We start from the raw sequence: 24,260 nt of genomic DNA on the forward strand, positions 1-24,260 counted from the left end.
GACAAGGAAAGGCGGAGAGGCTGACGATATGAGACGCGCGAAGATTGTTGCGACATTTGGGCCGGCGATCGGCACCTACGAGAAGACGCTCCAGGTCATCAAGGCGGGGGTGGACGTCGCCCGGTTGAACATGAGCCACGGCGAGTACTCCACGCACGCGGAGAACCTGGCGAACGTCCGACAGGCGTCCGCGGAGCTCGGCCGCCCGGTCGGCGTGTTCGCCGACCTGCAGGGACCGAAGATCCGGCTGGGCCGCTTCACGGACGGGCCGCACCTGCTCAAGGTGGGGGACCGGTTCACGATCACGGTCGAGGACGTCCCCGGGACCCGCGAGCTGTGCTCGACGACGTTCAAGGGACTGCCGCACGACGTCGCCGTCGGGGACCGCCTGCTGGTCAACGACGGCCGCGTCGCGCTGCGCGCCGTGGAGGTCACCGACACGAGCGTTGTCACCGAGGTCGTCGTCGGCGGGGAGGTGTCCAACAACAAGGGCATCAACCTCCCCGGCGTCGCCGTCAACGTCCCCGCCCTGAGCGACAAGGACGAGGAGGACCTGCGCTGGGCCATCCGCGCCGGGGTCGACATGGTCGCGCTGTCGTTCGTGCGCAACGCCGCCGACATCGACCGGGTCCACGAGATCATGGACGAGGAGGGCCTCCGCCTGCCCGTCATCGCCAAGGTCGAGAAGCCCCAGGCCGTGGACGCCCTCGAGGAGATCATCGACGCCTTCGACGCGATCATGGTGGCCCGCGGGGACCTCGGCGTGGAGCTGCCCCTCGAGGAGGTGCCGCTGGTCCAGAAGCGCGCCGTGGAGCTCGCCCGCCGCTGGGCGAAGCCGGTCATCGTCGCGACGCAGGTGCTGGAGTCCATGATCGAGAGCCCGACGCCGACGCGCGCCGAGGCCTCCGACTGCGCGAACGCCGTGCTCGACGGGGCGGACGCGGTGATGCTCTCCGGCGAGACGAGCGTCGGCGCCTACCCAATCGAGACCGTGGAGACGATGGCCCGGATCATCTCGGCCACCGAGGACCACGGACTGCAGCGGATTCCCCCGCTGGGCAGCAAGCCGCGCACCCGCGGCGGCGCCATCACCCGTGCCGCCGTCGACATCGGTGACCAGCTGGACGCCAAGTACATCGTCGCGTTCACCCAGTCGGGCGACTCCGCGCGGCGGCTGTCGCGGCTGCGGCCCAAGCTGCCGATCCTCGGCTTCACGCCCCTGAAGCACACGTACAACATCATGACGCTGATCTGGGGCATCCAGCCGCGGCTGGTCGAGTTCGCCGACCACTCGGACAAGATGACCGCCCAGGTCGACCAGGCCCTGCTCGACGAGGGCCTGGCCGAGGCCAACGACCTCGTCGTCATCGTCGCCGGTTCCCCGCCGGGGCAGGCCGGCTCCACGAACTCCCTGCGCGTGCACCGCATCGGGGACGTGGCGGACGCCGGGCAGCTCGTCGAGGGCGCCAAGGTCCCCGAGCGGGAGAAGGTCGGCCCGTGGCGCACGAAGGAGCAGGCGATGGCCGAGATGATCGCGCGCATGCGGGGCGAGGCCTAGGCCAGGCCCACCGCCGGGGTCCGGCCCCGGCCGCCTCGGCCGTCGCCTGGGGCGGACGAGGCCGTCGCCCGCGGCCGCGAAGGACCGGTTCCCCTGCGGGGCGCCGGTCCTTCGCCCGTTCGGCCCCCGCGTCATGCCCCGTGTGACTTAAACCCGCGCGCAACCCGGCGACGTTTGCGCGCGCCGGGCGTACCCTGTGTTCAAGGCGCCGGAGCGTCCCCGCACCGCCCACGGCAGTCGGGACGGCCCGCGCGAACCCCGTGGAGGAGGACCAGATGACGTGGACCCGCCGTGTGCTCGCCGCGCACCCCTCGGCCCCCGAGGGCGACCCCGACGACCGGCTCGCTGACGGCGCCTGCATCGAGGCCTGCCTCGCCGCCGCCCAGGCCTGCCTGACGGGCGCGGACGCCTGCCTGCAGGAGGACGAGGCCCTGGACCTGCGCGCCTGCATCCGCGTGCAGCAGAACTGCGCCGACGTCTGCCTGGCCACCGCCGCGGTCCTGTCCCGGACGGGATCCGAGGCGGGGCCGCTCATCGCCGCGCTGGTCGAGGCCTGCACCGAGGCCGTGCGCGAGTGCGAGGCCGTGTGCGCCCGCCACGCGGAGACGTACCGGCACTGCGTGCTCAGCGCCGAGGCCTGCCTGCGCTGCGAGCGGGCCTGCACCGAACTCATCCGCGCCTGGGCCACCTGAGGCCTGATCGGCGGGACACAGCGGCGGCGCCGCCCGGTGCCGTCCGCACGACGGCGGAGGTGGCGGCATGGCGCCGGAGCACGTGGTCTGGTTCGAGGGCGTCGGCATGGGCGACGTCGGGCGTGTCGGAGGCAAGAACGCCTCGCTGGGGGAGATGACCCGGGCGCTCGGTTCCTCCGGCGTGCGGGTCCCGGAGGGATTCGCCACGACCGCCGACGCGTACCGCGCGTTCGTCGCGGACAACGGGATCGAGGACGCGCTGCGCGCCCTCGTCGGCGGGTACCGCGCGGGCACGACCACGTTGCGCGCCGCGGGCGAGGGCCTCCGCGCCCTGTTCCTCGGCGGGACGTTCCCGGAGGCCACCGCCGGGGCGATCCGCTCCGCGTACCGCGAGCTGGGCCGCCGCGCCGGCGCCCCCGACCCGCCGGTCGCCGTGCGCAGCAGCGCGACCGCGGAGGACCTGCCGGACGCCAGCTTCGCCGGACAGCAGGAGACGTTCCTCAACGTCCGTGGCGAGGACGACCTCCTCGACGCGTGCCGCCGCTGCTTCGCGTCCCTCTTCACCGACCGGGCCATCAGCTACCGCGAGGCCAAGGACTTCGACCACTTCTCCATCGCGCTCTCGATCGGCGTCCAGCGGATGGTCCGCGCCGACGTCGGCGCCTCGGGCGTCATGTTCTCGATCGACCCCGACACCGGATTCCCGGGGACCGCCGTGATCAGCGGGGCGTGGGGGCTGGGGGAGACGGTGGTGCAGGGCAGCGTGGACCCGGACAAGTACGTTGTCTTCAAGCCGCTGCTCGGACGCCCCTGGGTGGTCCCGATCCTCGAGAGGTCGATCGGCGCGAAGAACGTGAAGATGGTCTACGACGCCGACGCGGGAGGCGCCACGCGCCTCGTCGAGACGACGGACGCCGAGCGCCGCGCCGCGGTGCTGAGCGACGACGAGATCCTGGAGCTCGGGCGCTGGGCCGTCGTCGTCGAGCGCCACTACGGCCGGCCGATGGACATGGAGTGGGCGAAGGACGGCACGACCGGCGCCCTGTTCATGGTGCAGGCCAGGCCGGAGACGGTGCAGGCCCGCCGGGACGGGCTGCGGTTCACGGTCCACCGGCTCACCGGTACGGGGGACCGGCTCGTCTCGGGCAGCGCGGTCGGGGACGCCATTGTCGTGGCGCAGGTGTGCGTGGTGCGCCACCCCCGCGACATCGAGGACTTCCGCGACGGCTCCATCCTGGTCACGGAGATGACCGATCCCGACTGGGTGCCCGTGATGCGCCGCGCCGCGGGGATCGTCACCGAGCACGGCGGACCGACTAGCCACGCGGCCATCGTCAGCCGTGAGCTGGGGGTGCCCGCGCTCGTGGGAACGGGCACGGCGACCCGGGTCCTCGCCGACGGGTCGACCGTCACGCTCTCCTGCGCGGAGGGGGACGTGGGGCACGTCTACGCCGGCGCGCTCGCGTTCGAGACGGAGGAGATCGATCTCGGCGACCTCCCGGCCACCCGCACCGATGTCATGGTGAACATCGCCAGCCCCGCGGCGGCCTTCCGCTGGTGGCGTCTGCCCGCGGCCGGCGTCGGGCTGGCGCGCATGGAGTTCATCATCAACAACCTCATCAAGATCCACCCCATGGCGCTGGTGCACCCCGAACGCGTCGCCGACCCCGAGGACCTGCGGCGCATCGCGGAGCTGACCGCGGGCTACGCGGACCCGCGCGAGTACTTCGTGGAGCGGCTGGCACTCGGCATCGCCAAGCTCGCCGCCGCCTACCACCCGCATCCCGCGATCGTCCGGCTCAGCGACTTCAAGACCAACGAGTACGCGCACCTGCTCGGGGGCGCCGCGTTCGAGCCGCACGAGGAGAACCCGATGCTCGGGTTCCGCGGCGCCTCGCGCTACTACGACCCGCGGTACCGCGAGGGGTTCGGGCTCGAGTGCCGGGCCCTGCGCGCCGTCCGGGAGCGGCTGGGCTTCGACAACGTGGTGGTCATGGTGCCGTTCTGCCGCACGACGGCGGAGGCGGACCGCGTGCTCGGCGTGATGGCCGAGCACGGCCTGGAGCGGGGCCGGCACGGGCTGCGGGTCTACATGATGTGCGAGGTGCCCTCCAACGTCGTCCTCGCGACGGAGTTCGCGCGGCGCTTCGACGGGTTCTCCATCGGGTCCAACGACCTCACCCAGCTGGTCCTGGGCGTGGACCGCGACGCCGGGGACCTCGCGGCGCTGTTCGACGAGCGCGACGAGGCCGTGAAGCGCATGATCGCCGAGGCGATCCGCAAGGCCCACGCCGCGGGCATCAAGATCGGCATCTGCGGGCAGGGCCCCAGCAACCACCCCGACTTCGCACGCTTCCTCGTGGGCGAGGGAATCGACTCGATCTCCCTGAACCCCGACAGCTTCCTGCGGACCGTGCGCCACATCGCGGCCGCCGAAGGCGCGGCGGGGCGAGGGTGACTACTTGACCTGGTTGATGATGGTCTCCGCCACCTCGCGCATGCTCAGCCGGCGGTCCATCGAGGTCTTTTGGATCCAGCGGAACGCCTCGGGCTCGGACAGGCCCATCTTGGTGGTCAGGGCGCTCTTGGCGCGCTCGACGAGCTTCCGGGTCTCGAACTGCTCCTGCAGGTCGCCGACCTCCTTCTCGAGGGCGATGACCTCCTCGTGGCGGGACATGGCGATCTCGATGGCCGGGATGAGGTCGTTCGGGCCGAACGGCTTGACGACGTAGGCCATCGCGCCGGCCTCGCGGGCGCGCTCCACCAGTTCCTTCTGGCTGAAGGCGGTCAGGAGAACCACCGGGGCGATCCGCTCCTTGACGATGGTCTCCGCGGCGGTGATGCCGTCCATCACCGGCATCTTGACGTCCATGAGCACCAGGTCCGGGCGCAGCTCGCGGGCCAACGCGATGGCCTTCTCGCCGTTGTCCGCCTCGCCCACCACCTCGTAGCCCTCGCCGCGCAGGATCTCGACGATGTCGAGGCGGATCAGGGTCTCGTCCTCGGCGACCACGACCCGGCGCGCGGGCACGGGGGATTCCTCGGCGATTGCTTCCGTCATGACTGGTGCTCCTGGCTGCCCGAAGCGCGTCCGGGCGTGGGTGGTGAACGGATTCCGGGTCAAGCCTATCGGCATGTACAGTGGTTTACCGCAACGCTTTCGCTGTGATCTTCGCCTGTCCAACGCCCGTCCCGGCGCGCGGACGCGGCACGCGGAAGAGCTGGCCCGAGTGGCGGAATGGCAGACGCACCGCACTCAAAATGCGGCGCCGCAAGGCGTGTGGGTTCGAGTCCCACCTCGGGCACCGCACCACCCTCCACAGGCTCCGCGCACCGGCGCCCGCGGCGGCCTAACCGGGGTCGCCGCCGATCCGTGGCCGCGGCCGCTGACGACGGCGGGACGACCGCCTACCATGGGGTGCATGGCGCGCTTCCGGTACTACGTTGCCTCGTCCGCGGACGGCTACATCGCGGACGAGCGGGACAACCTCGACTGGCTCCTCGAGGTCGAATTCGACGGGCAGGAGGAGTCCATGTCGTCCTTCCTGGCCGAGGTGGGCGCGCTCGTCATGGGCGCCGACACCTACGGCTGGCTGTTGGCCCACGCCGACGGGGACTGGCCCTACGCCGATCTACCCACCTGGGTCTTCACCCACCGCGAGCTCGCGGCCTTCCCCGGGGCGAACCTCACCTTCATCCGCGGCGACGTGTCCGAATGGGTGGACGACATCGCGGAGGACGCCGGCGGCAAGGACGTCTGGGTGGTCGGCGGGGGATCCGTGGCGGGGCAGTTCGTGGACGGGGGCTTCCTCGACGAGCTGATCCACTTCACCGTGCCCGTGGTCCTCGGAGGCGGGAAGCCGCTCTTCGCCCTGCGCGGCACGGCGCGGCTTGCCGAGATCTCCCACACCGACCACGGCCGCGGGGTCCACGAGACGCGCTACGACATCGTCAGGCCGGCGCCGGCCCGCCCGGACTCCTGACGGACTCCCCGCATTCTGGGCGTCAGCCGTCCGGGAGCGCGTCGGCAACGCGCGGCGTGCGCGCCCGTCAGCGGTCCAGGAGCATGTTGGTGATGCGCGAGGTGCACACCCGCTTGCCGTCCTCGTTGGTGATGACGATCTCGTGCGTCGTGATGGTGCGCCCGAGGTGGATCGGCGTGCAGACCCCGGTGACCAGCCCCGAGAGGCCCGGTCGGTGGTGCGTCGCCGAGATGTCGACGCCGACGGGCCGCTTCGCGGCCCCCGCGTGGACGGCGGCGGCGAAGGACCCCAGCGTCTCGGCCAGCGCCACGCTCGCGCCGCCGTGCAGGATGCCGGCGACCTGCTGGTTCCCCTCGACGGGCATCGTCGCGACGACGCGGTCCGCGGTCAGCTCGGTGAACACGATGCCCAGCTTCTCCACGAGCGTTCCGACGCCGTGCGCGCGGAACCGCGCGCGCATCTCCCGGGGCACGCCGTGGGCGGCGAGCTGGGCCTCGAACGGCTCGCCCGGTCCCGCGCCGCCCGCCTCCGGCGCCGCGCCCCCCGCGTCCGTCCGCGCGTCGTCGCGGGGCGTCGTGGGGGAGCCGGGTCCGCCTGTGAAATTCGCAGTCATGGCAACTAGGCTGGCACCTGTGAGCCAAACAGCCAAAACCGAAGCCAGCGCGCCCCAGCGACTTCTCGTCATCGACGGCCATTCCATGGCGTTCCGGGCGTTCTACGCGCTCCCGGTCGAGAACTTCTCCACGGACACGGGACAGCACACCAATGCCGTCTACGGCTTCGTCTCGATGCTGCTCACGATGATCCGCCAGCAGAAGCCCACGCACGTCGGGGTGGCCTTCGACCTGGACACGCCCACGTTCCGCTCCGAGGCGTACACGGAGTACAAGGCCGGCCGGAACAAGACCCCCGAGGAGTTCTTCGGGCAGATCGACCTCATCCAGAAGGTCATGGAGGCCATGAACATCCCGTCGATCACGCTCGACGGGTACGAGGCCGACGACATCATCGCCACGCTGGCCGCGCGCGGCGAAAACGCCGGATGGGACGTCCTGGTGGTCTCGGGCGACCGCGACGCGTTCCAGCTGATCACCGACAAGACCACGGTGCTCTACCCGAAGAAGGGCGTCTCCGACATCCCGCCGATGGACGGCGACGCGGTGGAGGCCAAGTACTTCGTCCGGCCCGAGCGGTACTCGGACCTCGCGGCCCTGGTCGGCGAGACCGCCGACAACCTGCCGGGCGTGCCCGGGGTGGGCCCGAAGACCGCCGCGAAGTGGATCAACCAGTACGGGGGGCTCGAGGGGATCCTCGAGAACCTCGACGCGATCAAGGGCAAGGTCGGCGACTCGCTGCGCGAGAACGTCGACAACGTCAAGCGAAACCGCGAGCTGAACCACCTGCTGCGCGAACTCGAGCTTCCCGTGACGCTGAAGGCCCTGGAGCTGGACCACCCCAACCGCGAGGCCATCGAGGAGCTCTTCGACGCCCTGCAGTTCAACACCCTCCGCAAGCGGCTCTTCGACCTCTTCGGGGAGGAGGAGGCCGAGACGGAGGATGCCGCCGACGTGCCGGAACCCACCCTGCTGACGACGCCGGAGTCCGTCGAGGCGTGGTTCGGCGACCACGGCGCGCACACGATCGGCGTCCACCTGGCCACCGCGCCCGCCGCCGGCGGCGCGCTGGACGCGGTCGGCGTCGCGTTCGCCTCCGAGGGCGCCACGGCCTACGCCGACCTGGAGCAGTCCGACGCGGCGACGGCCACCGCGCTCGCGAAGGTCCTCCACTCCGCGGACTACAAGAAGGCCCTGCACGACTTCAAGGCCGGCTACAAGCTGCTGCTGGAGCGCGGCATCGAGCTCGGCGGCGTCGTGGACGACACGATGGTCTCCGCGTACCTGATCCAGCCCGACCGCCGCAGCCACGAGCTCGCGGACATCGCGCAGTACCACCTGCGGATCGCGCTCGACGCGGCGCCGGCGTCCGCCGAGGGCCAGCTCCCGCTGGAGCTCGGCGGTGCGCACGCCGCGGCCCCGGCCGCCCGGGCCGCCCACGTGGTCCGCGAGCTCAGCCTGTACCTGGCGGGCCAGGTCGTCGAGCGGGGGGCGGGCACGCTCCTGCGCGGCATGGAGATCCCGCTGTCGGTCGTCCTCGCGCACATGGAGCGGACCGGCATCGCGATCGACACGGGGAAGCTGGACACGCTGCTGTCCGACTTCACGAAGACCATCGACGGGGCGACCTCGGAGGCTTACGCGGCGATCGGGCACGAGGTGAACCTCGGATCCCCGAAGCAGCTGCAGGTCGTGCTCTTCGAGGAGCTCGAGCTGCCGAAGACCAAGAAGATCAAGACCGGGTACACCACGGACGCCGACTCGCTGGCGGACCTGCTCGAAAAGACCCGGCACCCGTTCCTGGCCTCCCTGATGGCCTACCGCGACGCCACCAAGCTGCGGCAGACGGTCGAGGGCCTGCGGAAGTCGGTGGCCGACGACGGCCGCATCCACACGACCTACGCCCAGACCGTGGCGGCCACCGGACGCCTGTCCTCCCTGAACCCCAACCTGCAGAACATCCCCGTGCGCAGCGAGGAGGGCCGCCGCATCCGCGAGGTCTTCGTCGTCGGCGAGGGCTACGAGACGCTCCTGACCGCCGACTACTCGCAGATCGAGATGCGCATCATGGCCCACCTTTCCGGCGACGAGGCCCTGATCCAGGCGTTCCGCGACGGCGAGGACCTGCACCGGTTCGTGGGCGCCCAGGTCTTCGGCGTCGAGCCGGAGGACGTGACGCCGCAGATGCGGTCGAAGGTCAAGGCGATGTCCTACGGGCTGGCCTACGGCCTGAGCTCCTTCGGCCTGTCCAAACAGCTGAACATCCCCGTCGACGAGGCGCGCACGCTGATGAAGAACTACTTCACCCGCTTCGGCGCGGTGCGCGACTACCTGCGCTCCGTCGTCGACCAGGCCCGGATCGACGGATTCACGTCCACCATCGAGGGCCGGCGCCGCTACCTGCCGGATCTCTCCAGCGACAACCGGCAGCTGCGCGACATGGCGGAGCGGGCCGCGCTCAACGCGCCCATCCAGGGGTCCGCGGCCGACATCATCAAGCGCGCCATGCTGGGGGTCGACGAGGGCCTGCGGGAGCAGGGGCTGCAGTCCCGGATGCTGCTCCAGGTCCACGACGAGCTCGTGCTCGAGGTCGCGCCCGGCGAGCTGGCGGCCGTCGACGCGATGGTGCGCGAGTGGATGGGTTCGGCCGCGGAGCTGACCGTCCCGTTGGACGTGTCGGTCGGCACCGGCGCGAACTGGCACGCCGCCGGCCACTAGGCTCGGGAAGCATGGACACCACAACACCGGACCCGCGCACCGCCACGCGCGGCGAGATCCGTATCGAACGCTTCCCCGCCGGCCTCGACGGCGACCGGCCGGACGCACGCACGCAGGCCTGGTTCGAGGCGGTGAGCTTCGGATTCCACGACGGCGCGGCCGACCCCGCGCACGACGCGGAGTTCACCCGCGCCTACATGGCGGACGGGCGCACGCTCTGGGGAGCCTACGACGACACCGAGCGCCCCGGCGTGTGGGACCCCGAGGTCCCCGTCGCGACCTACGCCACCCTGGAGAACGACCTGAACGTCGGGGCGGGCCGCATGCTGCCCACGCACCAGGTCACCGCCGTCACGGTCCGGGCGACGCACCGCCGCCGCGGCATCCTGCGCGCCATGATGACCGAGGACCTCCGCCGGGCCGCGTCCCGGGGGCTGGCCATGGCCGCGCTCACCGCCTCGGAGGCGACCATCTACGGCCGCTTCGGCTTCGGGGTGGCGACGTTCACCCGCGAGGTCGAGGTCGACGTCCGCGAGCGCTTCGGCCTGCGCGCGCCGGCGACGGGCAGCGTCGAGGTCGCGGACCCGGCGTCGATGCTCGGGCTGGCCCCGCGGATCTTCGAACGCTTCCACGGCCGGACCACCGGATCCGTGGGGCGCCAGTTCGGCTACGCGAAGCGCGCCTCCGGCCGTTGGGGCGGCGACAAGCCCGAGGTCGACAAGGCCCTGCGCGTCGCCGTGCACTACGACGCCGAGGGCCGCGCCGACGGCTACGCCAGCTACAAGTTCGCCGGGTGGGAGACGAAGCCGCCGACGCTGAAGATCGTGGACCTGGTCGCCGCCTCCCAGGACGCCTACGTGGAGCTCTGGCGGTACCTCGGCGCGGTGGACCTCGTCGAGCGCGTGCGGTTTCCCGCGGCGCCCGTGGAGGACCCGCTGCCGTGGAGCATGCTGGACGGCCGGGGCTACGAGGTCAAGTCCGTCGAGGACGTGCTGTGGCTGCGGGTGCTGGACCCCGTCGCGGCGCTGTCCGCGCGGCCGTACGAGCGGGACGGCGAGGTCTCGCTGGAGATCGTCGACGACCTCGGCCTCGCCGCGGGCCGGTTCCGCGTGGACGTGGCGGCCGGCCGGGCGGGCGTCGAGCGGCTCCGGGACGACGCAACGGTCGACGCCCGCGTCGCCGTGGACGTCCTCGGGTCGCTGTACCTGGGAGGGGCGGGAGCCCGGACCCTCGCGTCCGCGGGGCGCCTGCCCGGTGTCGACGGGACGGGAGTGGAGGCGTTGCAGCGGCTCTTCGGCACCGCGGAGCGCCCGTACTGCATCACCCACTTCTGAGGCCCGGATTCCGGCTCCCGCCGGGCACGGTGCGTCCTTTGACCGGCCTTGGCTGAGCCGTTAGACTTATCGGGCGTCTCCCGCGTGCAACCGCGCGCGGAAGAAACGCGTCCACAGAGTTTTCACCTGTCGGAAAATGCCGGGACTTCCGGCCGCCCGACTCACCACAGACTATCCACATCGGAGCCCCTACTACATGACCATCACCTCCAACGAGAAGACCGGTACCCCTCAGGTCGCGATCAACGACATCGGTACTGCTGAAGACTTCCTCGCCGCCGTCGACGCCACCATCAAGTACTTCAACGATGGGGACCTCGTCGAGGGCATCGTCGTCAAGGTCGACCGCGATGAAGTTCTGCTCGACATCGGTTACAAGACCGAGGGTGTCATTCCTTCCCGCGAGCTTTCCATCAAGCACGACGTTGACCCGGGCGACGTCGTCGCCGTCGGCGACAACGTCGAGGCACTCGTCCTCACCAAGGAGGACAAGGAAGGCCGTCTGATCCTCTCCAAGAAGCGCGCGCAGTACGAGCGCGCCTGGGGCGACATCGAAAAGATCAAGGAAGAGGACGGCGTCGTCACCGGCACCGTCATCGAGGTGGTCAAGGGTGGTCTCATCCTCGACATCGGCCTGCGCGGCTTCCTCCCGGCGTCCCTCGTCGAGATGCGCCGCGTGCGCGACCTGGCCCCGTACATCGGCCAGCAGATCGAGGCGAAGATCATCGAGCTGGACAAGAACCGCAACAACGTGGTCCTGTCCCGCCGTGCGTGGCTCGAGCAGACCCAGTCCGAGGTGCGCTCGACGTTCCTCAACAAGCTGGAGAAGGGCCAGGTCCGTCCCGGCGTCGTCTCCTCGATCGTCAACTTCGGCGCCTTCGTGGACCTGGGCGGCGTCGACGGCCTCGTGCACGTCTCCGAGCTGTCCTGGAAGCACATCGACCACCCGAACGAGGTTGTCGAGGTCGGACAGGAAGTCACCGTCGAGGTTCTCGAGGTGGACCTGGACCGCGAGCGCGTCTCGCTGTCGCTCAAGGCCACGCAGGAGGATCCGTGGCAGACCTTCGCCCGCACGCACGCCCTGGGCCAGGTCGTCCCGGGTAAGGTCACCAAGCTCGTTCCGTTCGGCGCGTTCGTGCGCGTCGAGGACGGCATCGAGGGCCTCGTGCACATCTCGGAGCTGGCCGTGCGCCACGTCGAGCTGGCCGAGCAGGTCGTCTCCGTGGGCGACGAGCTGTTCGTCAAGGTCATCGACATCGACCTGGAGCGTCGCCGCATCAGCCTCTCGCTGAAGCAGGCCAACGACGGGGTCGACCCCGAGGGCACCGAGTTCGACCCGGCACTCTACGGCATGGCCGCGGAGTACGACGACGAGGGCAACTACAAGTACCCCGAGGGCTTCGATCCGGAGACCAACGAGTGGCTCGAGGGCTTCGAGAGCCAGCGCGCCGTCTGGGAGCAGCAGTACGCCGACGCCCAGGCCCGCTGGGAAGCGCACAAGAAGCAGGTCGCGCGCCACATGGCCGAGGACACCGCAGCCACCGAGGGTGGCGGCGAGTCCGCGTCGACGAGCTACTCCTCCGAGGCTCCGGCCCCGGAGGCCGGCACCCTGGCCTCCGACGAGGCTCTCGCCGCACTGCGCGAGAAGCTCACCGGCGCCTAAGTCGCCCACCCACGGCGGCGTCCGCGCCGCCTGAGGTAGCACACGAGGGTCTCCCCGCCGCAAGGCGGGGGGACCCTCGTCGTTGGGGGCGGCACCTCGCCGGCGCCGGGGTCCCCGGCATGCGGGGGGACCGCCGGGAGGAGTCAGGACACGGACCGCGTGGACACCGTGACGGTGAACTTGGGGTTCCGCGCGACCTGGCGCGTGGGACCGACCAGACGCTGGAGGTGGGGCCGGTAGCCCAGGTGGGAGTTCCAGACGCACCACAGCTCCCCGCCCGGGACCAGCGCCCGCCCCGCGTCGGCGATGAGCTTCAGCGCGATGCCGGCGTGCACCGTGTTGCCCATGTGGAACGGCGGATTGAGCACCACGGCCTCGCACGATCCGTCGGGAACGGCGGACAGGGCGTCGTCGCGCATGGCCTCCACCCGGTCGGCGACGCCGTTCGCCGCGGCCGTGGCGCGGGCGGAGTCCACGGCGGACGCCGACTGGTCGCAGGCCAGCACGCGGACCCCCGGACGCGCGAGGGCGAGGTAGGCGGCGATGGTGCCGTTGCCGCACCCAAGGTCGACGGCGGAGCGGACGTCCCGCAGGCCGGCCAGGTGGGGCAGCAGGAACCGGGTGCCGGGGTCCAGCTTGGCCCCGCCGAAGGTCGCCCCGAGCGCGCGCAGTTCCAACGGCCTCGCGAGGCCGACGTCGTGGGACGCCGCCAGCGGAAAGCGCGGCCCCGGCCGCTCGGCCGCGGACCGGGGGAGGCGCGCTGTGAGGACCCGGGACTTCTGGCGCGCCAGCCCGGCGCCGACGCCCGAGAAGTACCGGTCCAGGACCGAGTTCATGGCCCGGGACATGTGCTTGACCCGGCCGACGGCCAGCAGGGCCGCGTCGGGGGCCGCATGGGCGGCGGCCAGGGCCGCGATCTCCTCGAGCGCGTCCAGGGACCGCGGCAACTGCAGCAGCACGGCCGCCGCGCCCTCGAGCAGCGCGGGTCCGAGCGGCACGTGGCGGTAGCCGGGAACGCCCGGTGCCGGGCGGCCGGGGTGGAGCCGGGCCGCGTTGGCGTCGATCGCGCGTTCCCCGGACAGCGCATCCTGGTGGACCCGCAGACCGCTGGCGCCCATCGCCAGTGCGCCCAGGGTGAGGGCCCCGTAGTGGTCGTTGACGATGGCGACCCGCCCGTCGACCCCGGGCAGGAGGCCCGCCGAGCCGGCGGTCTCCAGCAGCAGCCGGTCGCCGGCGTCGTACGCGTGCAGGTTCGGCGCCTCGACGTCGGGCCAGCGGCGCAGGGCGCCCAAGTCCAGAGCGTCCAAGTCCAGGGCGCCTCCGGCGACGGGTCCCGCCGCGACGACGCCGTCGTCGACGGCTCCCGCTTCGACGGCGCGGCCCGGCGACGGGGCGTCGCCCGGCGGCCGCACGTCGCCGCTCACGGGAGGTCCACCCAGCGCGTGCCGCCGGGCACGGCGGTGGCCGCGCCGGCGGTCAGCGTCGCCAGCCGCTCGGCGAAGGAGGCGACCGCTTCCGCGTCGTCCGGCACGGCGATCCTCAGCGTGGCCGCGGACGCGCCGTAGTCGGTGCCGAGGACCTCTGTTCCGAACCCGCGCAACTCGTTCTCCAGCCGCCCGGCCCGGGCGTGGTCCGCGTCGATGCCGAACAGGCGCATGCGCTGCCGGTGCACCAGGGTGGCGTCGTCCAAGGCGGCGGACACCGCCTCGGAGTAGGCCCGCACGAGGCCCCCCGCGCCGAGAAGCACGCCGCCGAAATAGCGGACGACGACGGCGGCCACGTCGCTGAGGTCTGCGCGTCCCGGGGCGGTTTCCCGACGCGTCAGCGCTTCCAGCATGGGCGCGCCAGCCGTTCCCGACGGTTCCCCGTCGTCGCTGCTGCGCTGGACGGCACGGTCCGGTCCGATCACGAACGCGCTGCAGTGGTGCCGCGCGTCGACATGTGTCTTGCGGAGCTCGGCGACCAGGGCGCGCGCCTGGTCCTCCGTCCCGGAGCGGCGCAGGTGGGTGATGAAGCGCGAGCGCCGGATCTGGATTTCCCGCACGTGGTCTCCGGCGAGGGTCGTGTAGCTGGTCGCGATGCTGCCGTCTTCATCCACCGGACAAGCTTAGCCGCCGGCCGGATTGAGCAGTGCGGCCGCGGCGGCGGCGTGCTCGGGAACGCCCGTGGTCAGCGCAAAGCGGGCGTAGGTGAGCGGCGCGGCGGAGAAAATGGCGGCGCAGCGCTCCTCGAGTCGAGGCAGGGCCCTGCCGGTCGCCTCGGTGTAGGCGTCGACCGCCGTTCGGAAGGCGGCCGGGCCCGAGATCTGGTGGTGGAAGGCGAAATCGAGCGCGGGATCCCCCACCCGGGCCGTCGTCCAGTCGAGGACCGAGACGATGTCCTGGTCCTCGTCCAGCAGCAGGTGTGCCGGGTACAGCTCCCCGTGGGTGAAGACCGTCTCTCCGGGCCACAGGCCGTCGTCGTCCAGCCAGGCCGAATACCGCGCGGACAGTTCCGGCGCCACCGCGAACTCCGCCCGCACGTCCGCGAGAACCGACGACCACTCCCGCCGCACCTCCTCCGGCGTCTGGCCGGGGACCCCGGCGGACCGCGCCGTACCGGTGTCGAGGCCGTGGAGCTCGGCGATGAGCAGGCCGAGGGAACGGGCATGGCGCGGCGACTCGCGGTCGTAGTGCCAGACCGGTTCGTTGTTGTCGTCCAGGGTCAGCCCGACGGCTCCCGGCAACAGCGGATAGGCGATGAGGTCCTCGCCCTGGATCCGCCAGTCGGGCACGGCCACCGACAGCAGCGGCCGCACGTGCCGGAGGATGGCCGCCTCCTCGCCGACCTTGGACGCGACGTCGGGGCGCCGCGGCATGCGCAACACCCACGCAGCGCCGTCGGCGTCGTTCGCGAACGCCACGCGGTAGTCCAGCCCGGCCTCGTTGAACCGCACGGACCGCGGATCAAGGGCCAGGCCGTGGGCGGCTGCGAGGTCCGCGACCGCGGCGCGGTCCGCGAGCGCGGCGTCCGCGAGGACGGCTGGTTCGGCGGCGGGGGCTTGCGCGGCGGCGGCGGCTGGTTCGGTGGCGGCGGCGGCTTGCGCGGCAGTCGTGGCGCGGGCGGCGGCCGCGGCGCGGCCGGTGGCAGCGCCGTCGTGGGGTGTGGTCATGGGTGGCTCTCCGTCTCAGCTCCGTGGTCCATCCGGTCCGTGCCTCTGGGTGCACCCTACCGCCCCCTGGGCACCGGACGGGCGCCGCGGAAGGCGAGCCACTACGCTGAGACCATGCTGAACATCGGGCTCACCGGAGGAATCGCCGCGGGGAAATCGGCCGTCGCGCGGCGGCTGGCCGAACGCGGCGCCGTGCTGATCGACGCGGATGTGCTGGCCCGGCAGGTCCTCGAACCCGGGACCCCCGGCCTCGCGGCCGTGGTCGAGGCCTTCGGCCCCGGCGTCGTGGGGCCGGCCGGATCGCTGGACCGTCCCGCCCTCGCCGCGCTGGTCTTCGGGGACCCGGACGCCCTGGCGCTGCTCAACGGCATCGTCCACCCGCTCGTGCGGGCCGCGGCGGCCCGGCGCCGGGCCGGGGCCGAGCCGGGCTCGATCGTCGTCCAGGACATCCCCCTGCTCGTCGAAAGCGGCCAGGCGAAGAACTTCGACCTCGTGGTGACCGTCCAGGCGCCGAGGGACGAGCGGATCCGGCGCATGGTCGCGAGCCGCGGGATGAGCGCGGAGGAGGCCGAGGCACGCATCGCCTCCCAGGCGTCCGACGCGGAACGCGCGGCGGTCTCCGACGTCGTGCTGGACAACTCCGGAACCACCGCCGAACTGGAGGCCGCCGTGGACCGGTTGTGGGACGGGCGGATCGCTCCATTGGCGGCCCGCGCGCAGCCGGTGCGCGAGGGGGACCTCGCGTGAGTCCGGGCGATTAAGCCCACGGCTGGAGTGCCCCAACGCGTGGGCCGCTGGGCGTAGCCTAGTTCCATGAGCCTTGCCCAACAGATCAACCGCGTCGTCGCGCCGTTTGAGGTCATCAGCGAATTCCAGCCCGCGGGCGACCAGCCCCAGGCCATCAAGGAGCTCGCGGAGCGCATCAACGGCGGCGAGAAGGACGTGGTCCTCCTCGGCGCGACCGGCACCGGCAAGAGCGCGACGACGGCGTGGCTCGTGGAGCAGGTCCAGCGGCCGACGCTGATCATGGTGCAGAACAAGACGCTCGCCGCGCAGCTGGCCAACGAGTTCCGCGAACTGCTGCCCAACAACGCCGTCGAGTACTTCGTCTCCTACTACGACTACTACCAGCCCGAGGCGTACGTGCCGCAGACGGACACCTTCATCGAGAAGGACTCCTCGGTCAACGAGGAGGTCGAGCGCCTGCGCCACTCGGCGACCAACGCGCTGCTGACCCGCCGCGACGTCGTCGTCGTCGCGACGGTCTCCTGCATCTACGGCCTCGGCACGCCGGAGGAGTACGTGGCGGGCATGGTGACCCTCCGGCGGGGCATGGAGATGAACCGGGACGACCTGCTGCGCAAGTTCGTCTCGATGCAGTACGCGCGCAACGACATGGACTTCCACCGCGGGACGTTCCGCGTCCGCGGCGACACCGTCGAGATCATCCCGATGTACGAGGAGCAGGCCCTGCGGATCGAGTTCTTCGGGGACGAGATCGAGAAGATCCACACGCTGCACCCGCTCACGGGCGAGGTGATCCGCGAGGAGACGGAGATGTACGTCTTCCCGGCCAGCCACTACGTGGCCGGGCCCGAGCGCATGAACCGCGCCATCACGGCGATCGAGGACGAGTTGCAGGTGCGGCTGCAGGAGCTCGAGGGGCAGAACAAGCTCGTCGAGGCGCAGCGCCTGCGCATGCGCACCACGTACGACCTCGAGATGATGCAGCAGATGGGCTTCTGCAACGGCATCGAGAACTACTCGCGGCACATCGACGGCCGCGGCCCCGGGACCGCCCCGCACTGCCTCATCGACTACTTCCCCGACGACTTCCTGCTGGTCGTCGACGAGTCCCACGTGACCATCCCGCAGATCGGCGCCATGTACGAGGGCGACATGTCCCGCAAGCGGACGCTCGTGGAGCACGGGTTCCGGCTGCCCTCGGCCATGGACAACCGCCCCCTGAAGTGGGACGAGTTCCTCGAGCGGATCGGTCAGACGGTCTACCTGTCGGCCACCCCGGGCAAGTACGAGTTGGGCAAGTCCGACGGTGTGGTCCAGCAGATCATCCGCCCCACGGGCCTGGTGGACCCCGAGATCGTCATCAAGCCGACCAAGGGCCAGATCGACGACCTGCTGGACGAGATCCGAGAGCGCACGGACAAGAACGAGCGCGTGCTCGTCACCACGCTGACCAAGCGGATGGCCGAGGACCTCACCGGCTACCTCACGGAGCACGGGGTGAAGGTCGAGTACCTGCACTCGGACGTGGACACCCTGCGCCGTGTCGAGCTGCTGCGCGAGCTGCGGCTCGGGGTCTTCGACGTGCTCGTGGGCATCAACCTGCTCCGCGAGGGCCTGGACCTCCCCGAGGTGTCGCTCGTCGCGATCCTCGACGCGGACAAGGAGGGCTTCCTGCGCTCCGGCACGTCGCTCATCCAGACGATCGGCCGCGCCGCCCGCAACGTGTCGGGACAGGTGCACATGTACGCGGACCGGATCACCGACTCGATGGCCCACGCGATCTCGGAGACCAACCGCCGGCGCGAGATCCAGGTCGCGTACAACCTGGAGCATGGCGTCGATCCGCAGCCCCTGCGCAAGAAGATCGCGGACATCACCGACCAGATCGCGCGGGAGGACGCCGACACGCAGGAGCTGCTCAGCAACAACCGGCTCGTCAAGGGTGCCCGGCGCAACCAGGGCGCCAAGGAGAAGGCCGAGGCGACGGTCCGCCACGACGGGCTCGCCGCGGTGCCGGCCGAGGACCTCGTGGACCTGATCACGCAGCTGACCGAGCAGATGCACGGCGCCGCGGCCGAGCTGCAGTTCGAGCTCGCCGCGCGTCTGCGCGACGAGGTCGGGGACCTGAAGAAGGAACTGCGGCAGATGAAACAGGCCGGGCACGCCTAGCGGGCGACCGGGCATCGCGGGCGACTGGGCACCGCGGGCAGGCGATGCCGGCGAACCCGCGCCGCGCGGACGGATCCGGTTCGCCCGCCGCGTCCGCGCGGCGTCGCGGGCTCCGCCGTCGTGCCCTGTCTGGGCTACACTGGGCGGATCGTAGGGGAGTATCCCGAACACTGTGAACGTCAGCACGCAGGGCAGCGACGCCCCGCCGGGCGCAGTGGCCGGACCCGGACCACCGGGCGGCGGAGAGACTTGCGGTCATCTCATGTACCCCCACGCGGCGCTGCCCGCCGCCCAGAAAGGTCACCGTGTCAGACCAACTCTCTGTCCAATTCCAGACCATATCGTTCGTGGTCCTGGGCCTCATCCTCCTGTTCGACCTGTTGTACGTGGTCAAGCGCCCCCACGAGCCCTCCATGAAGGAGGCCGGCCTGTGGGTCGGCTTCTACGTCAGCCTGGCGCTCGTCTTCGCGGGCCTCATGTTCTGGCAGGCCGGGCCGGACTACGGCCAGGAATTCGTGGCCGGCTGGATCACCGAATACAGCCTGAGCGTGGACAACCTCTTCGTGTTCATCATCATCATGGCGCGCTTCTCGGTACCCCGTAAGTACCAGCAGGAGGTGCTGATGTTCGGCATCATCATCGCGCTGATCCTCCGCGGCATCTTCATCATGGTCGGCGCCACGGTCATCGAGCACTTCACCTGGGTCTTCTACATCTTCGGCGTCTTCCTGCTCTGGACCGCCTGGAAGCAGGCCACCGACAAGGGCGAGGACGAGGAAGAGGGCTCCGAGTCCGGACTGATCTCCCGCCTGACCAAGCGCCTGCCGGTGAGCGAGCACTACGACGGCAACAAGCTCCGCACGACCGTCGACGGCCGGCGCGTGTTCACCCCGATGGTCCTGGTCTTCATCACCATCGGCATGACGGACCTGCTTTTCGCCGTCGACTCCATCCCGGCGATCTTCGGTCTCACGCAGAGCGCGTTCATCGTCTTCACCGCCAACATCTTCGCCCTGATGGGGCTGCGCCAGCTGTACTTCCTGCTCGGCGGGCTCATGGACCGTCTGATCTACCTCAAGCACGGGCTGTCCGTCATCCTGGCCTTCATCGGCGTCAAGCTGATCTTCCACGCGATGCACGAGAACGAGCTGCCGTTCATCAACGGCGGCCAGCACATCGAGTGGGTCCCGGACATCTCCACCGCCGTCTCGCTGATCGTCATCCTCGGGACCATCGTCATCGCGACCGCGGCCAGCCTGCTGAGCCCGGCCGGCAAGAAGGCGGCCATGGACGCGCGCCTGGCGCAGGACATCGAGCGTGCCAAGAGCGACGTCGACTAGCCCACGCGCGGGCGCGCCGGGCCGTTGCTAGGCTGGGCGCGTGACTGAACGACATGACGCGGCGCTGGATGCCGCCGCCCTGCGGGCGGCGCACCAGCGCCGCGTTGTTGCCTCGCTGTCGCTGGGCCAGCTGCTCAGCGGCGTGGGCAACGGCGCGGGTCTGGCCATCGGCTCCCTCATGGCCGTGGACCTCACGGGGAGCAACGCCTTCGCCGGCGCGGCGACGACGGCGATCTCGGTCGCCGGGGCGCTCTCGGCGCTCCCGCTCGCTGGCCTGGCCGTGCGCCGGGGCCGCCGCTTCGCCCTGTCCACGGGCCTGCTGATCGCGGCGCTGGGCGCCGTGGGCATGATGCTGGCGCCCGTCACCGGGAGCTTCGCCGTCCTGCTGCTCGGCGCCGCCTTCCTGGGTGTGGGCACCGCGGCGAACCTTCAGGCACGCTTCGCGGCCACCGACCTCGCCGCCGACGCGACGCGCGGACGCGACCTCGGGCTGGTCGTCTGGGCCATCACGATCGGCGCCGTCGCCGGCCCCAACCTGATCGGCCCCGGCAGCGAGATCGGTGCCGCCCTGGGTCTGCCTCCGCTCAGCGGGCCGTTCCTCTTCTCCCTGGCGGGCCTGCTGCTCGCCGTCGTGGTGCTGAACGTCGGGCTGCGACCCGATCCGCTGCACTACGCGCGGCAGACCGGCACGGGCGCGCCGGGCCGGACGCACCGTCCCCGCGCGGGGCTCCGTGAGGGCCTCGCGGCCGTCCGCGCGTCGCCCGGCGCGCGGCTGGGCATCTCGACGCTCGTCGCGGCGCACCTGGTCATGGTGGCGGTGATGTCGATGACGCCGGTGCACCTCAAGGAGCTGGCGTCGGGCGGCGCGGGGCACGCCGCGGCTCACCACGAGACCTCGCCCGACACGCTGGTGCTGATCGGGTTCACGATCTCCCTGCACATCGCGGGCATGTACGCGCTGTCCCCGCTCGTCGGCTGGCTCGCCGACAGGCTCGGCCGCCCGCAGGTCATGCTCGCCGCCCAGGCGGTGCTCGCGGCGGCGGTCCTGACGGCCGCCCTGGGGCAGTACGCGCAGGCCGCCGTCACGGTCGGCCTGGTCCTGTTGGGGGTGGGATGGTCGCTGGCCGTCATCTCGGCGTCGGCCTTCGTCGCCGAGAGCGTGGCGGGGGAGCGCCGGGTGCTGGTCCAGGGACTCTCCGACACGCTCATGGGGGCCGCCGGAGCCTTGGGGGCCGCGGGCTCCGGCGTCGTGCTGGCCCTCGTGGGCTTCGGCGGCCTGAATCTGGCCGCGCTCCTGGTGATCGGCTTCATCGCCGCGTGGTGCCTGCGCGAGGTCCGCCGCGTCCGGGCGAGACGCGGCGAGCCCGCTCCGGCCTAGGCGCCCGCAGGCTCGGTCATGCCCAGAAGCCGGGCGAAGATGCCGGCCCCGTCGTCGGAGATCCCGTCGTGGTGGAACTGGTCGGTTTCCCACACGCGCAGGCCCCGGACCCGCGCGGCCGTCTCCAGGCTCAGGGCCGCGTCCACGTAGACGTCGTGGGTGTAGACCGCGGCCGCGACCGGCACCGTGTTTTCCCCGAGGCGTTCGGGATCGTAGAGGTCCGGCCAGTCGTCCTTGAACGCCAGCAGCTCGGCGACCTGCTCCAGCGGCCGCAGGGCGGGATCGTCCTCGAAGTACCACGGGTAGACCATCTCGCCGGTGAGGAGCGGGTCGGGGGAGTCGGGATGGAAGGCCGGGAACTCCTCGAGCATGCGCCACGCCGACCACGCGGTGGCGGAGCCCTGGGCGTAGATGGACTCGTGCATCGCGGCGTAGAGCGGGTTGCCGAGGCGGGAGACCTGTCCCTGGAGCAGGGCGAGGAACGCGTCCGACAGGGCGGGGCCGGCGGGCGTCGGCACGAAGGCCTGCTCGAAGGCGTGGTGGAGCTGGTCGAGCCGCGCATTGCCGCCCAGGTACTGTCCGAGCATCTGGACGAGCCCCGGGGTCGCGACGCGCCCGTCCGGGAGCCGCTCGGGCGTCTCTTCCGGCGTGTCCCGCAGGTGCATGATGATCCGGGTCAGTGTGACCCGGTCCTCCGGATAGCGGGCGAAGTACTCCGCGTTGCGGGCCGCCATGCGCTCATACGTGGCGCGGTAGACACGGTCCGCATCGCCGTCCAGCGGTCCCAGCCCGCCCGTGACGAGGCAGCGTTCGAGCCCGCCCGGCGCCAGGGAGAGGTACGTCAGGGTGCAGAAGCCGCCGTAGCTCTGGCCGAACGTGCTCCAGCGCCCGCCCACGAGCGCCTCCCGGATGATTTCGGCGTCGCGGACGATCGAGTCGGCACGGAAGTGCGTGAGGTACGACGCCTGCGCGGCGGCGTCGCCGCGCAGGGGCAGCGTCTGCCGCGTCGCGGGCGTGCTCAGCCCCGTCCCCCGCTGGTCCAGCAGGAAGATGCGGAACGTCTTGGCTGCCTCCGCCATCCACCCGGACAGCGAGGAGACCCGCGGCCCCTGGCCGCCGGGGCCGCCCTGCAGGTAGAGCAGCCACGGCAGCTGCTCCCGGTCCTCGTGCTCCAGCGAGACGATCTCCCGGCCGAAGACGGTGATGGTCTCCTTGCTGGGGGCGGCGTGGTCCAGGGGGACGGAGAAGTAGTGTTCGGTGGCGCTCATGCCGCGGAACTCATGGACGGCTGCCACGCGGTGCCCCGCCGCGCTCATCGCGGGCTTCCGACTTCGAGGAGGGCGCGGCCGTCCAGCCGGCGTACCGTCCAGCCGTCCATCGACGATGCGCCGAGCGCGTCGTAGAAGCCGATGGCGGGTTCGTTCCAGTCCAGCACGCTCCATTCCACGCGGGCATAGCCGCGTTCGACGGCGATGCGCGCCAGGTTCCGCAGCAGCGCCTTCCCGTGGCCCGCGCCGCGGGCGCCGGGGTGCACGTAGAGGTCCTCGAGGTGGATCCCGTGGACGCCCTCCCAGGTGGAGTAGCTCAGGAACCAGATCGCCGTGCCGACGACGGACGGTGCGTCCGCGCCAGGCAGGACGTCCTCCACCACGTGGGCGCTGACGCGGGCATGGGGCCCGAAGAGGTGCCTGTGTAGGAGATCCTCGGTGTTCTTCACCGCGTCCGGCTCGCGCTCGTAGGCGGCGAGGTCGCGGATGAGTCCGAGGATGGCGGGGACGTCCCCGGGGCGTGCGTCGCGGATGCTGCTCATGTGACCCAGCCTACCGGTGTCGTTGCCGCCAGCGGAGGGGGTGTGCGCCCTACGCTGAACGGGGTCCCGCGCGGGGCCCGCACGCGACGAATGAGGGAGACGATGCCCCGTGATGGGTGGGAACCACGCCGCGTGCGGGGCCGCCGCCTGGGTGGCCGTGAGCACCCGGGCCGAGATCCCGGTGGCCGCGCTGGCCGCGGAGGTCCCTTGGGTGCCGGACGCGCTGGCCGCGTCCCTCCCGGCCCTGGTCGTGGCGGGGTTCGGGTGGATCGACGCGACGCCTGCCGGCGTGCTCACCGGCGCCCTTGTCTGCGCCGGGGCCGCCTTGCTGCCTGACGCGGACCACCGCAACGCCACGATCGCGCACGCGTTGCCGCCGGTGTCCAACGCGCTGTGCGCCGGACTGGGCGCGGCGATGGGCGGGCACCGCAAGGGGACGCACTCGCTGTTTGGACTGGTCGCCGCCGTCGTGATCGCTGGCGTTCTGGGGTTGGTCACCCTCGAGACGGCCCGCTTCGGGACGGTCTACCTCGGTGCGGGTGCCACCACCGTCCTGCTGACGGCGTTCGCCGCGAAGGCGCTGCGCTTTATCCCCGACACCATGCGCCGATTCCCCTGGGCCGCAGGACTCGCCGCGGGAGCGCTGGTGGCACTCTTCGCGCCGGAGGATCCGCGGTGGTTCGCGGTGGCGGTCGGCCTGGGCGCGGCCGTTCACGTGGCGGGGGATCTGATCACCACGGGCGGTGTCGCACTCACCTGGCCGCTGAGGATTCGGCGCCCGCGCCGGTTCGGCCGCGTGCCGGTGCTGCGCCACGTCTGGCGACCCAACGGCAACCTCGCCGTGCCGGTGCTGGGCAATGCCGGCTCCGTGCGCGAGTGGCTGCTCTCCGTTCCCGTCGCCGCGTACGCGCTCGCCGGGATCAGCGCCGCGACGGTCGAGGCGCTGCGCGGCGGGGGCACCGAGTTGGGCAGGTTCTTCGGGCTTTAGGACAGCGGGCGATGGCGGCCGGCGAGCTGGAGGCCGCCTCCGTCCGGCGGCCGGGGGCCTGCGCGGGCCCACTTGCCCTCCACAGGTGTGTGTGCGGGCCCACTTGCCCTCCACG

19 protein-coding genes and 1 tRNA gene are annotated in these 24,260 nt (G+C 71.5%); 13 read left to right on the top strand and 7 right to left on the bottom strand.

Features of this window, described 5'->3' with window-relative positions:
* Positions 1 to 28: 28 nt before the first annotated feature.
* From pyk to ppsA, 3 genes are all read left to right on the top strand, one after another.
* Positions 29 to 1,558 (top strand): pyruvate kinase, encoded by a 1,530-nt coding sequence (pyk, locus tag ACETWP_RS13155; protein ID WP_373972707.1) that lies wholly within the window; start codon positions 29 to 31, stop codon positions 1,556 to 1,558.
* Positions 1,559 to 1,833: 275 nt separating this feature from the next.
* Positions 1,834 to 2,250 (top strand): four-helix bundle copper-binding protein, encoded by a 417-nt coding sequence (locus tag ACETWP_RS13160; RefSeq protein WP_373972708.1) that lies wholly within the window; start codon positions 1,834 to 1,836, stop codon positions 2,248 to 2,250.
* 67 nt (positions 2,251 to 2,317) lie between these two features.
* Positions 2,318 to 4,708, top strand: coding sequence for a phosphoenolpyruvate synthase (gene ppsA, locus ACETWP_RS13165; protein WP_373972709.1), 2,391 nt, complete (start codon positions 2,318 to 2,320; stop codon positions 4,706 to 4,708).
* Here ppsA and ACETWP_RS13170 read toward each other — a convergent pair whose 3' ends face one another.
* Positions 4,709 to 5,311 carry an ANTAR domain-containing response regulator gene (locus tag ACETWP_RS13170; protein WP_373972710.1) on the bottom strand — a complete coding sequence of 201 codons (603 nt, stop codon included), beginning with the start codon at positions 5,309 to 5,311 and terminating at the stop codon, positions 4,709 to 4,711.
* Between the two features lie 163 nt (positions 5,312 to 5,474).
* On the opposite strand from ACETWP_RS13170, the gene ACETWP_RS13175 reads away from it, so the two are divergent.
* Together ACETWP_RS13175 and ACETWP_RS13180 are read left to right on the top strand one after the other, a co-directional pair.
* Positions 5,475 to 5,555, top strand: a tRNA-Leu gene (locus tag ACETWP_RS13175).
* A 117-nt stretch (positions 5,556 to 5,672) separates the two neighbouring features.
* A complete protein-coding gene (locus ACETWP_RS13180; RefSeq protein ID WP_373972711.1) occupies positions 5,673 to 6,233 on the top strand; it encodes a dihydrofolate reductase family protein in 561 nt (186 codons plus the stop codon).
* Between the two features lie 67 nt (positions 6,234 to 6,300).
* On the opposite strand, the gene ACETWP_RS13185 is transcribed toward ACETWP_RS13180, so the two are convergent.
* Positions 6,301 to 6,693 (bottom strand): hotdog fold thioesterase, encoded by a 393-nt coding sequence (locus tag ACETWP_RS13185; protein WP_373972729.1) that lies wholly within the window; start codon positions 6,691 to 6,693, stop codon positions 6,301 to 6,303.
* A gap of 238 nt (positions 6,694 to 6,931) precedes the next feature.
* Between ACETWP_RS13185 and polA the strand changes: the two genes are divergently transcribed.
* The 3 genes from polA to rpsA all read left to right on the top strand — a co-directional run bounded on the left by polA (position 6,932) and on the right by rpsA (position 12,562).
* Complete coding sequence (polA, locus tag ACETWP_RS13190) at positions 6,932 to 9,565, top strand: DNA polymerase I (protein ID WP_373972730.1); 2,634 nt, start codon at positions 6,932 to 6,934, stop codon at positions 9,563 to 9,565.
* Between the two features lie 11 nt (positions 9,566 to 9,576).
* Positions 9,577 to 10,899, top strand: a complete 1,323-nt coding sequence (locus ACETWP_RS13195; RefSeq protein ID WP_373972712.1) for a GNAT family N-acetyltransferase — start codon at positions 9,577 to 9,579, stop codon at positions 10,897 to 10,899.
* A 196-nt stretch (positions 10,900 to 11,095) separates the two neighbouring features.
* Positions 11,096 to 12,562 carry a 30S ribosomal protein S1 gene (gene rpsA, locus ACETWP_RS13200; protein ID WP_373972713.1) on the top strand — a complete coding sequence of 489 codons (1,467 nt, stop codon included), beginning with the start codon at positions 11,096 to 11,098 and terminating at the stop codon, positions 12,560 to 12,562.
* 143 nt (positions 12,563 to 12,705) lie between these two features.
* On the opposite strand, the gene ACETWP_RS13205 is transcribed toward rpsA, so the two are convergent.
* From ACETWP_RS13205 to ACETWP_RS13215, 3 genes are all read right to left on the bottom strand, one after another.
* Positions 12,706 to 13,869: a class I SAM-dependent methyltransferase gene (locus ACETWP_RS13205; RefSeq protein ID WP_373972731.1), complete on the bottom strand. Its 1,164-nt coding sequence runs from the start codon at positions 13,867 to 13,869 to the stop codon at positions 12,706 to 12,708.
* A gap of 113 nt (positions 13,870 to 13,982) precedes the next feature.
* Complete coding sequence (locus ACETWP_RS13210) at positions 13,983 to 14,660, bottom strand: YigZ family protein (protein ID WP_373972714.1); 678 nt, start codon at positions 14,658 to 14,660, stop codon at positions 13,983 to 13,985.
* 9 nt (positions 14,661 to 14,669) lie between these two features.
* Entirely contained in the window at positions 14,670 to 15,713 is a 1,044-nt protein-coding gene (locus ACETWP_RS13215; RefSeq protein WP_373972715.1) for a macrolide 2'-phosphotransferase, read from the bottom strand.
* Between the two features lie 114 nt (positions 15,714 to 15,827).
* Here ACETWP_RS13215 and coaE point away from each other — a divergent pair, with 114 nt between their 5' ends.
* From coaE to ACETWP_RS13235, 4 genes are all read left to right on the top strand, one after another.
* A complete protein-coding gene (gene coaE, locus ACETWP_RS13220) occupies positions 15,828 to 16,460 on the top strand; it encodes a dephospho-CoA kinase (protein WP_373972716.1) in 633 nt (210 codons plus the stop codon).
* 66 nt (positions 16,461 to 16,526) lie between these two features.
* Positions 16,527 to 18,629 carry an excinuclease ABC subunit UvrB gene (gene uvrB / locus ACETWP_RS13225; protein WP_373972717.1) on the top strand — a complete coding sequence of 701 codons (2,103 nt, stop codon included), beginning with the start codon at positions 16,527 to 16,529 and terminating at the stop codon, positions 18,627 to 18,629.
* Between the two features lie 305 nt (positions 18,630 to 18,934).
* A complete protein-coding gene (locus ACETWP_RS13230; protein WP_373972718.1) occupies positions 18,935 to 19,969 on the top strand; it encodes a TerC family protein in 1,035 nt (344 codons plus the stop codon).
* Between the two features lie 40 nt (positions 19,970 to 20,009).
* Entirely contained in the window at positions 20,010 to 21,347 is a 1,338-nt protein-coding gene (locus ACETWP_RS13235) for an MFS transporter (RefSeq protein ID WP_373972719.1), read from the top strand.
* Here ACETWP_RS13235 and ACETWP_RS13240 read toward each other — a convergent pair.
* The gene (locus ACETWP_RS13240; protein ID WP_373972720.1) at positions 21,344 to 22,663 is read right to left on the bottom strand and encodes an alpha/beta fold hydrolase; all 1,320 of its coding nucleotides are present in this window, start codon (positions 22,661 to 22,663) and stop codon (positions 21,344 to 21,346) included. The two genes, ACETWP_RS13235 and ACETWP_RS13240, sit on opposite strands and share 4 nt — an antisense overlap.
* Positions 22,660 to 23,157: a GNAT family N-acetyltransferase gene (locus ACETWP_RS13245; protein WP_373972721.1), complete on the bottom strand. Its 498-nt coding sequence runs from the start codon at positions 23,155 to 23,157 to the stop codon at positions 22,660 to 22,662. Before ACETWP_RS13245 ends, ACETWP_RS13240 begins: the two co-directional genes overlap by 4 nt.
* A gap of 112 nt (positions 23,158 to 23,269) precedes the next feature.
* On the opposite strand from ACETWP_RS13245, the gene ACETWP_RS13250 reads away from it, so the two are divergent.
* Positions 23,270 to 24,145, top strand: a complete 876-nt coding sequence (locus tag ACETWP_RS13250) for a metal-dependent hydrolase (protein ID WP_373972722.1) — start codon at positions 23,270 to 23,272, stop codon at positions 24,143 to 24,145.
* Positions 24,146 to 24,260 lie beyond the last annotated feature (115 nt).

Origin of the sequence: Arthrobacter halodurans, assembly GCF_041877255.1 — a bacterium.
GTDB lineage: Bacteria > Actinomycetota > Actinomycetes > Actinomycetales > Micrococcaceae > Arthrobacter_N > Arthrobacter_N halodurans.